Genomic DNA, 13043 nt, shown 5'->3' on the forward strand with positions numbered 1-13043 from the left:
ATCCGCTTGCCAAACTTTTGCGCTGCGTGGGCGGATCTATCGGCAAGAGAAAGGTGAGATTAGCGAAGGAGACCTGTGCAATCAGATCGTCAAGCACGACGGGTGCATTTTTGCGTGGATCCCCCGGAGCTCGCCGCTTCCTTGCGGTCTCGGCTTGACGTTCCGCACCGAAAACAAAGACCCCGCACGAGGCAGGGTCTTTGGCTAGTAACGAGGGATCTTGTCCACGTTGTTCAAACCAAATTTATCACGGAGAGCTTGACTACCAAGCACGATCCAGATCGGTCTCGGCGACGCCAAGAGCCGCACCGGCCGAGGATTCGCGTACACCTACCTCGTTGCAGCCCTCGCCGTGGTCGCAACAAATATTCAACGTGTCATCACCGGCATCAAGAACACCGTTGCCAAAAATGCAGGCAAGAAACAACGAGTGAGCAGGCGCAAGAACAGTCAAGGCCAGCCGCTGAGACGCCCGTACGAACACGACCTCGATACCGAGTCACCACCGGGCGACACCAGCTGAGAAATCAGCTAAACCCGGAACTTCACACATAACTAATACGAGCCCCGAAAGGGGCTACACGTGCTTCAGCTGCGCGGTGAGATCCTGCGACTACGCGCAGGATGACGTGACCAAACCCTGGCACGACGGCCTCGGCTCACCAAGCACCACTGAAAACAACGAAACGGCCCAGATTTCCGAAGAATTCTGAGCCGTTTGCGTATTTCGTGAACTGGGAGCCTCACATTTCATGAAACACCCCTCGTGGGGTGTTTCACGAAATCCCGCAGGCCTTGTGCTGTAAGGGATCGCTGATGCCCCGAAATACGAAATCACAGATTAAGCGACACAGAATCACACGGGTTCCCAGCACGAGAGACTCATTCGGCAAATATCCAATGCGCAGTACATGGGACCTGCAGGAGGCTGTGAAATGTGGGTCACACAGGAACTCTCTAAACTCAGAGCATGACCACGATCCGAAGGACCGCCATGAACATCTGGGGCATCCACAATGACACGTTGACCACCGAGCTCGTTGATGATGCGTTCATCAGCCTCGGATGGGATGAGGTCGGAGACCTGCGCCAGATTCCCCATGGCCGCGATGGCATCAAGCAGGTGCTCGCGGACCATGAGCCGAACGCAAAGCAGCGTTCCATTGCCAACCAAGCCGGCGTGCTCTTCCGATTCCGCGACGAAATGCTCGTCGGTGATACCGTGATTGCACCGCACAAGCCGGACTCGACCATCAATATCGGCGTAATCATCGGCGCGTACGAGTACGTGGCCGACGCGCCCACGCACCGCCACCGTCACTCTGTTGAGTGGAAGAAGGTGGGCATCCCACGCACCGTCTTCTCGCAGAGTGCCCTGTACGAGATCGGTTCAGCCATCACCGTCTTCAGGGTGCGCAACCACGGCAAGGAATTTCTTGCTGCACTCGAGTCAGGAGACGCGTCGCTGGATGCAGTAACTACCGCGGTGGATCAAGTGTCGGCGCAAGAACATGATGACGCAATCAATGATGAGCCGCGCGCTTCACGTATCGACCGCCACACCCGCGACTTTGTACTCGAAACGCTCCACAGGAACATCACCCACCGCGAATTCGAAGAGTTCACTGCCGACTTCCTGCGAGCACTCGGCTACCAAGCACGTGTCACGCAATACTCACAGGATGGGGGCGTGGATGTAATCGCGCACCGCGACCCGCTCGGCGTGGAACCCCCTCAGATCAAGGTGCAGTGCAAGCACCTCACCGGAACCATCAGTTCCTCTGATGTGCAGCGCCTCGTCGGCACACAAGGACCAGGCGAGCACTCGCTATTCGTAACACTTGGGACCTACAGCAAAGATGCGCGAATGATTGAGCAGCAGCGTCCCGGCCTGCGACTCCTCAATGGAGAGGACATCGTGAGTCTCGTGCTCGAGAACTACAGCAAGCTGCCAGAGCGCTGGAAAAATGAGATCCCTCTGACCAGCGTGCTCGTTGTGGCAGATGAGGCGTAGTCGAGGCTCACGCTTTGCGCGCGGTGTGCATAGCGCCACTACTAGTGTGCTACCCCAAACCTCGGGTGGGATGAGCGGCGGAGCTCCACCTGAGCTCCGCCGCTGTTGGCCTAAGCTCTACCTGCGCCGTGCCTTCCAGGGCGTCAGTTTTCTCAGACGCTCGGCGGCCGCCTGCATATATTCATCTTCAAATGAGACAAGGGAATTCAAATCGATGACCTTTCGTGGGATGACCACTCCAGCATCGCTATCGGCTGGCTCGTCATTCCAAGCAGCCTTGATGGCTGTTCCAGCGACATTTCGCATTTCATTGAGAAGTGCTGAGTATGCAAGCCCAACAGCTGGGCTCTCAAGATTCATCCACGCTCGAAAGTAGCTCAGCCTGCTCTGCACTGCGTTGAGCTCCCTGGTGAGCCTCGCTCGTTCTTCACTTGGTTGATCAGCCCTGCGTCGGCGAACCAAATACGGAAACTCCTTGTAATCGGCGTACGCCTCGAATGCTTCAGCAAAGGATTGACGGAGCCTGGCCTTCTCCGCATCTTGCGCTCGTCGATTTTCAAGCCACCGATTCTGAAGGAACGTCACTAACGCTGACGCGAGCCCACCAGACAGAATTGCCGCAGCTATCGGCCCTGTAATCGCCACAAATCCTGTCACGGTCCTCACACCCCCACCGGATCAACACCGACTCGATCGCCGAGGACCGAATGAACTATTTCATCACCGATCCACTCGCCTTGCTGCCGGAACCACTCTTCTTTCAGTAAATGAACTGAAATATCAGTAACCAATACTGCTGCTCCCTTCTTTAGAGTCCAGCGTCGCTCCGGCGGGTCAAACGGGTACCACATGCAGAGATCTCCATTTGCGTAGCGGTGAGGAGAGTCGGTTGGTCCGTCCACCTGCACATGGGGCTCGGAGGGGGCACCGCGGGAGAACGATATCCTCACTCGGCGCTTTTGCGGTACCCCATTGGGCTGAAGGTCAAATTCGATGGAGAACCCGCCCGGGTAGCGTGGATCTTTCACCTTGTCCACTCTGCCGAGAGTCTCCAGCTCACGCAGAAACTTGATTCTGCCCACGGGTCGTTCAAACCACGATGGGTGATGCCATGCCGGGCGTCGCATCAGTTTCCTCCATAGGCGCGGTATGCAGCTCCCGCAGTAGCTGTCACTCCTACTCCTATTGCGGCTGCACTCACTGCTGCGCCAGACCCGATGAGTGAAATCGACGATTTCAGCGCCGCCGTCTCTGATGACAGGACATGACTCTTGAAGATGAGGCTCATCTCTTTCCGAACTTCACTCTCGTCTTCCGAGTTCATCGCGTTGACGAGATGTGTAGCTGCGAGGCGAAGTCGTTTCGCCATCAGATCAGGATGAATACGCGGCTGAAGATCAGAAGACACGCCCGCTGGATCCACTGTCTGCTCGCCTTTCTCAAGCCTTGTTGCAGCCTGATCAAATACAGACCACAGCCCCTTTGTGACGCCTTGACCGCTCTCAACAAACTCATATGCCCAGACGGACATCAGGAATGATGACGCACCGGTGTCCTTGAAGTCCCCATTCCAGGCCTTCGCTAACCTGATGACCTTCCGGCGCGTTGCACGGAAGGCCGCAGAATCGCCATTCAAGAGTTCTGCGTGAGTTTCTGGGTCAGACGGCTCCCAACCATCGGTAACAAGATTCGGGATCCACAACCCAGCACCCTCCTTGCGATTCAGCGCGACCACGAGATCAACAGTCGGATCAACGTCATTGATCGGCTCACCGAACCGAATCATCGGGCCGCGCTTTGATCGGCACATGGAAGCATTGGGATACTTAGCGCGAATCTTCGGACGGATGTGCGCGATAATATCATCCGTGACCTCAGCTGGCGTATCGTCTCTACCCTCAGGTCCAAGCGATGGATAGTAGTTCCGGTTAAGCACAACACCACCATCACCATCAGCAATGGGTTCGATCATCGTGTGAGCTGCCAGTGATCCACTGCGGTAGGTGCGAAGCGCTCCGTGAAAAGTCGCTGCTGAGTCGCGTACTAATTGCAGGCGAACTCGCGCCTCTTTCAGCACCTCCTCATCGGGCTCGATCTGCTTGCGCACATCACCAACGAGATCATCCAGGTAAGTCATATTCTTCCAATCCTTTGCCCCCTTTGAAGGGGCGTCTTGCCCGCGTCTAACAACGTCAAACGGGGATGAACATGCTGGTTGAGGCATCGCATCAACCAGCGGGAAGAGAATGGATCGTTTCGCTCATACTTGGGAGCGACTCATACCTATCATCGATAGACAAACACGCTGAAAATGGTGATGAAGGCGTCACCATTGACCACGGCACGCCGGGACATTGTGAAGGCGTATTGATCGATGTAATGTAGGCAGAACGAGCCCATTCAACTCCAGCTTCTGAGAAGCTCTTCGCGATTCCACTCGCGGTGTGTAGCTCCTTTCAAGTTTCAGTTGAGCTCAACGGCTAATTGAGTTCGAGCTTGTACCAATGAGTGAAGGCCATACGGCAACTTGCCGTATGGCCCGCTGCTTTCTGCACCCCTACATATAGTGAACCACGGTTACCCCGACCACAACATGGTGTAGTTACATCAGTGTAGTTTTCCCCGCGATATCCACCGACAATGCACTGTCGTTGTGGAAAAAACCTCCTGGTTTCATGCGGCAAAACACAAGTTATCCACAGGGCGAGCGTAGAACATTGTTTCTATTCACACACCCCCTCTCGGCGTGTCAGAATTGCACCTTCGCGCATAGATCTCCGTGAGTCTTTCGGTGAGTGCATACTTTTAGGCAAGCTGTTTGAGAGACCAATCCGGCTGCGATGTATCGATGAAGATCAGTTTTCAGCGTCACGCTTTCGTGCACTTCCCTGCACGGCAGAACACTGAGACGGACGGCGATGCTTTGGGGTGTATCCATGTTTCGAAACGCTCGTAGCGGTCAACCGGTAATTCTCGGGTTTGAACGTCACGGTATCCAAACATGCAGTCAGGCTCCGGCAGCTCCATGAATCTCATGCTGCTGCGAGCCCGCGGAGGCATGACGCCCGCTTCTCACTGGCGCACAACATCCGCAGCAGCAGGGCTCGATAACCGAGATTCTGTCAGAAGCAAGTCTCAACCTGCCGCCCGGTGAGACGCCGCCGCTGATCTCGGCTTTGTCGTACCCGTCCGATAGATTTGACACACTGGCCGCATTTGTCGTGTCGGCATGTTTGAAGGAGGGCAAATGCGGCTGACTCTCAAGGAGATCGAAGCGCGAGTAAAGGTCGTTACTGACCGTTCAGTTTTCGATCGTGATTTCATCTTCGAGCTGTTGTTTGCCTACGGTCGCAGCAAAGGCAACCTCACCCGTTTGCGATCCACCACGGCAAGCTCTCTCAACGTAGCTGCAGACCCAGCAGCTGAGGTGGCCCAGAAGGGCGTGCTCTACTTCAAAGAGGTAGCGGAGGGTTCTGAAGAGGACCACCTGCGCGTGGTCGAGGAGCTCAGCGCATCACCGACCGTCGTTCGTTACAACACGCGCTTCGTGATCGTCACCGATTACGTCACGCTGCTTGCCAAAGACATCAAAACTGGCGACACACTCACCACCCCGATTCGTGAGATCGCTACTCATTTCACCTTCTTCTTGCCGTGGGCTGGCATGGAGAAGGCACAGTACGCAGAAGAGGCTCATGCTGATGTCAAAGCTGCCGAGCGTATGGCGAAGCTGTTCGATGAGCTCATCAAGCTGAACCCCGAATCGAACCAAACGCAGCTCGGGCGCCATTCGCTCAACATCTTTTTCACCAGGCTGCTGTTCTGCTTCTTCGCCGAAGACACCGGCGTCTTCGCTGAGGGTCAGTTCACGGGCGCAATCGAAAGTCTCACCCAGCCAGACGGCTCAGACCTGCACGACTTCCTCACAGACCTCTTTATCGCACTCGATACCGAACGAGCAGAAGACAAGAAGAGCTACGTCGCCAGGTTCCCCTACGTCAATGGCCATCTCTTCACGGTCAAGCCCGATCAGACGGTGCCGTTGTTCAATAAGAAGGCACGTGACTACCTGCTCGAGAGCGGCAAGCTTGACTGGAGCGAGATCAACCCCGACATTTTCGGGTCGATGTTCCAGGCCATCGTGACCCCTGGCCAACGTTCGGATCTTGGCCAGCACTACACCTCGGTGCCGAACATCCTGAAGACGATCGAGCCGCTGTTTCTTGACGAACTGCGAGATGAGTTCGATGCAAACGCTGGCAATGAGAAGAAGCTGGTTGCGCTGCTGAACCGTATCGCGAAGATCAAGATCTTCGACCCCGCGTGTGGTTCGGGCAACTTCCTCATCATTGCTTACAAGGAGCTGCGCAAACTCGAACACGCCATCCTCGAACAGCTGGCTGAGCTTCGCGGCAACCACTACGGACTGTTCGATTCAAACATCAACATCGAGAACTTCTACGGAATCGAGATCGACGACTTTGCGGTCGAGGTCGCGATTCTCTCGCTGTGGATCGCGAAGCACCAGATGAACGTCGAGTTTCGGCAAAAGTTCGGCACCGACATTCCCTTGATTCCATTGCGTGAAATGGGGCAGGTGACGCATGGCAACGCTGCGCGCGTGGATTGGAACAGCGTCTGTGAAAACGACGGCAAGACTGAGATCTACCTAATTGGGAACCCGCCGTACTTGGGAGCCCGCAGACAAAAACAAGATCATAGAGATGATTTCAAGTACTCATTTGGACCGACGCTCTACTCCAAGAATCTTGACTATATTTCGATCTGGTTTTTCAAGGGCGCAAGTTACATCCGTGGATCCAAAGCAGAACTCGCATTCGTCACGACAAACTCAGTATCACAAGGCGAACATGTGTCGTTGATGTTTCCAGTTCTTTTTTCTATGGGAGCTGAGATCGGCTACGTCTACACCTCGTTCAAATGGGAGAACAACGCGAGGAAGAACGCAGGTGTAACGGTGGCTGTTATCAATCTGAGAAATGCCTCAAGCAGACCCCGCTACGTTTTCGTTGACGGTCTTCAGCTCCAAGCCACGCATATCAACGGCTATCTCGCAGACGGTCCTGACCTCATTGTGTCCAAACGAAGCAGACCGCTCTCTCGCCTGCCTCACATGTCATTTGGCAGTATGCCTAACGATGGTGGAGGGCTTATTCTCGACGCTGTCGAGTACGAGCGTCTTCGCTCCCTGGATCCTAACTCTACGTCGTACATTCGCCGTTTCACGGGGTCGAGTGAGTTTATCAAAGGGGCTGATCGATATACCCTCTGGCTAGATCAGAGCCAAGCAACAGCAGCTCAGGCAAACCATGTGATCGCTCAGCGCATCGAACGTGTACGCGATCATCGCCTTAAGAGCGACCGCTCATCGACCCGTGCACTCGCCGATATGCCGTGGCGGTTCGGCGAAATCAGGTACAAACCTACCGATTCAATCATCGTGCCCAGTGTCTCGTCTGAACGTCGCGAGTACATCCCGATGGGATTCCTTGATAAGAACACTGTCGTTTCGAACCTGGCTTACGCGGTGTATGACGCAGAACCGTGGGTATTTGCGTTGTTGACGTCGCGGATGCACATGGTTTGGACACGCGCCGTCGGCGGCAAACTCAAGACCGATTACCGCTACTCGAACACCATCGTTTATAACAACTTCCCCGTGCCGCCGCTGTCAGACGCGGTGAAGGAGCAGCTGACGAAGCGTGCGCTGCGGGTGCTTGATGTGCGTGAGTATCACTCTGAGCTCACGCTCGCTGATCTCTACGATCCCGACAAGATGCCCGAGAATCTGCGGCGTGCACACTCAGAGCTCGATACCCTGGTTGATTCGATTTACCGCAAGCGCGAGTTCGCAAGCGATGAAGAGCGGTTGTCGTTGTTGTTTGAGATGTACGCGAAGATGACAGAAGCCGAGAAGCAGAAGTGACTCTTACGAGCATGTCGGTGGCCTCCTCTAACCTGAACGGCAGAGGAGGCGCATAATGTCAGAATCAGAAGCAAGAGAGCTAGATTCGCGAAAGCTGATTCGCAACAGCACCGCCGAGTTTCTCATGTTCACAGCTAGTGGCGGGTCTGCGTCTATCGAGGCGCGCTATGAAGATGACACTGTCTGGCTCAGTCAGAAGCTCATGGCAGAGCTCTTTGGCGTTGACGTACGCACCGTGAATGAGCACCTCCGAGGTGTGTACGCGACGCAAGAGCTTGATGAAGAAGCAACTATCCGGAAATTCCGGATAGTTCAACGCGAAGGCTCGCGAGACGTGCAACGTGAGGTGCAACACTACAACCTCGACGCAATCATCTCGGTTGGATACCGCGTCAACTCCGTGCGCGCCACCCAGTTTCGGCAGTGGGCAACACAGGTACTGCGCGACTTCGCACTGCGCGGATACGTGCTCGACCGTGACCGGCTCGAAAACGGCAGCTTTCTCGGCGAGGACTACTTCGAACGCCTCCTCGAAGAGATACGCGAGATACGCCTGTCTGAGCGTCGCTTTTACCAAAAGGTCGCAGACGTGTACGCCACTAGCATCGACTACAACGCATCAGCTCCGACAACCAAACAGTTCTTCGCAACAGTTCAAAATAAACTGCACTACGCAGTTCACGGGCACACCGCCGCTGAACTCATCGAACGCCGGGCCGACAGCGACGCTCCGCACATGGGTCTCACCACTTGGAAGAACGCGCCAGACGGCAAGATTCTGCGCAGTGACATCACCGTGGGCAAGAACTACCTCACTGAAGATGAACTCCAAGATCTCGCGAGCCTGGTGAATGCCTTTCTCGAACTCGCTGAAAGCAGAGCCCGTCGGCGCATACCGATGACGATGGAGGACTGGTCTCGCCGGCTCGACACTTTTCTGAGCGGTGACGATCGAGAAGTTCTGGATGGTGCTGGCAAGGTGTCGAAATCTCGAGCCGACCAGCTAGCGCTCGATGAGTTTGAAAAGTACCGGCTCCGTCAAGATCGCGAATACGTGAGCGACTTCGATAAATTCAGCCGCAAGTTCCTCGAGGAAGGCAAAAAATGACGCAGCGCCGTACCCCTAAACACGCCGCGAACCCACTCGGCAACCTCATCGACGTGCACTACGCGCAAACGGGTGCGAGCGTGAACACTGATGAGCGGGGCATGCGTGAGATGCAGCAGCGTGTCTTCGCGCAGCGCGGTGCGAAGTATCTGCTCGTAAAGGCACCGCCCGCTTCTGGTAAGTCGCGTGCGCTCATGTTCGTTGGACTCGACAAGCTCTACGAACAGGGGCTCAAGAAGGTCATCGTCGCCGTGCCTGAGCGATCCATCGGTCAGTCATTTGCAACCACGAAGCTCACCGAGCACGGGTTCGGGGCCGACTGGGAAGTGAAACCCGAGAACAACCTCTGCACGCCGGGCGGCACGTCTGCGAGCAAGGTCGACCAGTTCGTTCGCTTCATGCACAGCAATGACGCGGTGCTGGTGTGCACGCACGCGACCTTGCGATTCGCGTTTGAGAAGCTGACGCCGACTGATTTCAACGACACGGTGCTTGCGATTGATGAGTTCCATCATGTGTCGGCCGACACCGAATCGAGCAGGCTCGGCGCATTGCTTGCCGAGGTGATGGCTGAGTCTGACGTGCACATTGTGGCGATGACGGGCTCGTATTTCCGTGGTGACAGTGTGCCTGTGCTGCGGGCCGAGGTGGAGAGCATGTTCACCCCGGTCACCTTTAACTATTACGACCAGCTCAACGGTTACCGACATCTGAAATCCCTCGGTATTGGTCACCACTTCTATCAGGGGCGTTGGTATGACGCGCTTGATGAGGTGTTGGATCTCGATAAGAAGACGATCCTGCACATTCCGAACGTGAACAGCGGCGAGTCAACAAAGGACAAGGTTGAAGAAGTCAGCCGGATCATTGATGCCATCGGCGAGTGGGTCTCCACCGATCCGGAGACGGGCATCATGATGATCCGCCGCCGCGATACCGGCGCGACGCTGCTAGTTGCTGATCTTGTCGACGACGTCGACCAGGTGAAGCGCGGCCAGACGCTCGCCTACCTCACGCAGAAGGCATCGAAAGACAGTGATGCGGTAGACATCATCATCGCCCTCGGCATGGCGAAAGAGGGCTTTGATTGGCCGTTCGCTGAACATGCGCTCACGGTTGGTTACCGGGCTTCGCTGACCGAGGTGATCCAGATTATTGGTCGTGTGACCCGCGATAGTGAGGGCAAGCCGCACGCGCAGTTCACGAACCTCATCGCACAGCCCGATGCGACCACCGATGATGTAACGCTCGCGGTGAACAACATGCTGAAGGCCATCACTGCGTCGCTGCTGATGGAGCAGGTGCTCGCGGAGAACTTCACGTTTAAAACAAAGAAGGGCAATGATGATGCCCCGCAGCCTGGCGAGCTGCGTATCGAAGGATTCAAGGAGCCGTCGTCGCCACGAGTGCGGCAGATCATCGACACCGATCTGAACGATCTCAAGGCAACAATTCTGCAAGATGATTCGTTTGCGAAGGCAGCGAGTGGCGGGCTCGATCCCGAGGTATCGAACAAGGTGCTTATCCCGAAGATCATTCGCGAACGCTACCCCGATCTCAACGAAACCCAGGTCGAAGAAGTGCGCCAGCAAGTGGTGGTCGATTCGGTGATTAAGAACGGTGAAGTCAAGACCGTCGGCGACGACAAGTTCGTGAAGATGCAGCACAAGTTCGTCAAGGTCACCGAGCTCAACATCAACCTGATCGATAAGGTCAACCCGTTCCAGCGTGCATTTGAGGTGCTGTCGAAATCAGTGACGACTTCGGTGTTGCGCATTGTGCAAGACGCGATCGCTGCAACCAAAGTGGAGGTCACTGAGCAGGAAGCACTTGCTACGTGGCCGAAAATCCAGCAGTTCAGCAAGGTTGAGGGCCGCGCCCCGAACATTCGCAGCGAAGACCCGATCGAGAAACGCTACGCAGAAGTGTTGGTGTGGCTGCAACGCAAGAAGACAGAAGCTGCTGCACAGAAGACCGCACGCGAAGCGGAAGGACAACTGTTATGACCGATCAGACCGGCCCTATCGACTTCGTCTCATTCGACAACCTGCAAGCGATCTTCGACACCGAAGACGCACTGTTAGACGCGCCTGAGAAGCCAAAAAAGATCACCTCGACGGATCGTCTCGAGCGATCGTTCGTCGAGATCATTGAGTTCGTGCGCGAGCACGGGCGCGAACCCAGCGCCTCCACACGCGAGATCGCCGAACGTAAACTCGGTGCGCGGCTCGCAGGTATCCGGGGCAACCCTGAGAAGATCGAACTGCTGCGCGGCGCTGACGAGATTGGGTTGCTGGACGAGCCCGAAGCACCAGCATCTCTTGAAGACTTGTTGAGTCTCGACAGCGGTGATGACGGGCTTGGTCTACTGGATGATCCCACCGGGCTGCATGACGTAGCTGCGCTGCCCGCCGACCGCCGCACGCACTCCGTAACCGGTCAGGGCGCGCAACGTGAAAAGTGTGAAGACTTCGACCAGTTTGAGCATATGTTCAAACAGAAACACGCTGAGCTCGCAGATGACGCGTCAAAGCTGATCCCGTTCCGCGGCGGGAAAACTATTCAGCAGGGTGCGTTCTTTGTGCTGCATGGTGTGATGATGTTTGTTGCCGAGGTTGGCGAGGCTGAGTACAAGAAGTCGACTGTGCGTGAAAACCGTCGTGAACGGCTCCGCCTCATTTTTGAGAACGGCACCGAATCGGCCATGTACAGGCAATCGCTCAACATCCGTTTCGGTGAAGGCGATGGCGGCTACGAGGTCGTGCCGTCGAGCTATGAAACTCTATTGGCTGACGATGTCGCGACCGGATGGGTATACGTGCTGCGCTCACTCAGTGACGATCCACAGATCGCAGACCGCGAAAACCTCTACAAGATCGGTTTCTCCACTACGCCCGTCGAGAAACGCATCGCGAACGCGGCGAACGAGCCGACCTACCTGATGGCACCGGTCGAGATCGTCGAAACGTATCGCACATACAACATGAAGACCTCAGCACTCGAGTATCTGCTGCACCGGGTGTTTGCTGACGTGCGTCTGAAAATCAACCAGACCGGGGCGGACGGGCGCACCTACAACGTCACAGAATGGTTCGAAGTGCCGCTCTCGGCGATCCGGCAAGCTGCCGACCTGATCGTCAGCGGAGACATCGTCGATTATTGGTACGATGCCACTCAGATGGAGCTTCTACTCACGAATCAAAGCTGACCATCAACAGGGATTTCGTCCGCTGAGCCGCGTTGCATCGCTCATTTTCCCCTCTTTGAGCACTCCCTTTCCGCAACGCGAGCCAGCGACCCTGCCGCCCATCAAAAGTGCTGAGTGATTTCTTTCCAAACACTCTGCTGGTTGATCTCGTACTCATGGCAGTCTTTGTTTAGCCGACTTGTTCGGTAGCGCCTGTGGGGGTACCCGGTAGCGTGCGTGGGTGCACCCGGTAGCGCTCCGGCGGTCATGTCTGAGAGTGGCCATCAACCGTGACCGATTAGGGTGTTGGCGGGTGGAAGGATCTACACGTATGGCCGACTACCAACATGATGCGTCACTCAGCCAGCAACGTCCCTATCGACAGGTCGAAGCGATCACACACTGCTCGCGTCGCGCGATCGCCATTGGTGGCCTCGCAATTCGATCCCGTGGACTGGGATAAGTCCTTCCACGACGCCGTCATCGCAGAATCCGCTATCAACTGGATCGTCTCGAACACGGGAGTCGTGCAGTCGAACGGCCTGAACGTGCGCCGCCATCGAGCCGATATCAGCGGGCCAACCTAGCGCGGGCCGGCAACGCGGGCGCGTGACCGCTACCGGGCACTCCCACGTCTGCTACCGGGTCAACCCACAGGCGCTACCAAAAGGGACGGCTAAACAGTCTTGACAGGGAGGAGCTGAACGGTACCCATATTGGATCCCTGGGGCACCGCAACACACCCTCACCGTGGTCGCAACAAATCCCACACAGGAAGCGCACATCA

Annotated in this window: 8 protein-coding genes; 5 read left to right on the top strand and 3 right to left on the bottom strand. The window is 56.0% G+C overall.

From position 1 onward, the window contains the following. The first annotated feature begins 970 nt into the window (after positions 1 to 970). Positions 971 to 2014 (top strand): restriction endonuclease, encoded by a 1044-nt coding sequence (locus tag ACXR2W_RS11365; RefSeq protein ID WP_458816178.1) that lies wholly within the window; start codon positions 971 to 973, stop codon positions 2012 to 2014. Positions 2015 to 2131: 117 nt separating this feature from the next. Here the strand turns inward: ACXR2W_RS11365 and ACXR2W_RS11370 are convergent, their stop codons facing one another. The 3 genes from ACXR2W_RS11370 to ACXR2W_RS11380 form a co-directional block, all read right to left on the bottom strand. Further along, positions 2132 to 2671: a hypothetical protein gene (locus ACXR2W_RS11370; protein WP_458816180.1), complete on the bottom strand. Its 540-nt coding sequence runs from the start codon at positions 2669 to 2671 to the stop codon at positions 2132 to 2134. Between the two features lie 5 nt (positions 2672 to 2676). Beyond that, complete coding sequence (locus tag ACXR2W_RS11375) at positions 2677 to 3051, bottom strand: type II CBASS E2 protein (RefSeq protein WP_458816182.1); 375 nt, start codon at positions 3049 to 3051, stop codon at positions 2677 to 2679. Positions 3052 to 3140: 89 nt separating this feature from the next. Next, positions 3141 to 4151 (bottom strand): hypothetical protein, encoded by a 1011-nt coding sequence (locus ACXR2W_RS11380; RefSeq protein ID WP_458816184.1) that lies wholly within the window; start codon positions 4149 to 4151, stop codon positions 3141 to 3143. A gap of 1110 nt (positions 4152 to 5261) precedes the next feature. Between ACXR2W_RS11380 and ACXR2W_RS11385 the strand changes: the two genes are divergently transcribed. From ACXR2W_RS11385 to ACXR2W_RS11400, 4 genes are read left to right on the top strand one after another with little or no spacing between them, the layout of a single operon-like run. Then, positions 5262 to 7961, top strand: a complete 2700-nt coding sequence (locus ACXR2W_RS11385) for a class I SAM-dependent DNA methyltransferase (RefSeq protein WP_458816186.1) — start codon at positions 5262 to 5264, stop codon at positions 7959 to 7961. Between the two features lie 55 nt (positions 7962 to 8016). Then, positions 8017 to 9069 (top strand): virulence RhuM family protein, encoded by a 1053-nt coding sequence (locus ACXR2W_RS11390; RefSeq protein WP_458816188.1) that lies wholly within the window; start codon positions 8017 to 8019, stop codon positions 9067 to 9069. Continuing rightward, complete coding sequence (locus ACXR2W_RS11395; protein ID WP_458816190.1) at positions 9066 to 11075, top strand: DEAD/DEAH box helicase; 2010 nt, start codon at positions 9066 to 9068, stop codon at positions 11073 to 11075. The genes ACXR2W_RS11390 and ACXR2W_RS11395 overlap by 4 nt, the downstream gene beginning before the upstream one ends. Further along, complete coding sequence (locus tag ACXR2W_RS11400; protein ID WP_458816192.1) at positions 11072 to 12277, top strand: GIY-YIG nuclease family protein; 1206 nt, start codon at positions 11072 to 11074, stop codon at positions 12275 to 12277. Before ACXR2W_RS11395 ends, ACXR2W_RS11400 begins: the two co-directional genes overlap by 4 nt. The last annotated feature ends 766 nt before the right edge of the window (positions 12278 to 13043 follow it).

Source organism: Leucobacter faecis, assembly GCF_054456695.2.

Coding starts and splice junctions, on each gene's coding strand:
- ACXR2W_RS11385 (WP_458816186.1), top strand. CDS start 5,262: ATGCGGCTGACTCTCAAGGAGATCGAAGCGCGAGTAAAGGTCGTTACT.
- ACXR2W_RS11390 (WP_458816188.1), top strand. CDS start 8,017: ATGTCAGAATCAGAAGCAAGAGAGCTAGATTCGCGAAAGCTGATTCGC.
- ACXR2W_RS11400 (WP_458816192.1), top strand. CDS start 11,072: ATGACCGATCAGACCGGCCCTATCGACTTCGTCTCATTCGACAACCTG.
- ACXR2W_RS11395 (WP_458816190.1), top strand. CDS start 9,066: ATGACGCAGCGCCGTACCCCTAAACACGCCGCGAACCCACTCGGCAAC.
- ACXR2W_RS11365 (WP_458816178.1), top strand. CDS start 971: ATGACCACGATCCGAAGGACCGCCATGAACATCTGGGGCATCCACAAT.
- ACXR2W_RS11380 (WP_458816184.1), bottom strand. CDS start 4,151: ATGACTTACCTGGATGATCTCGTTGGTGATGTGCGCAAGCAGATCGAG.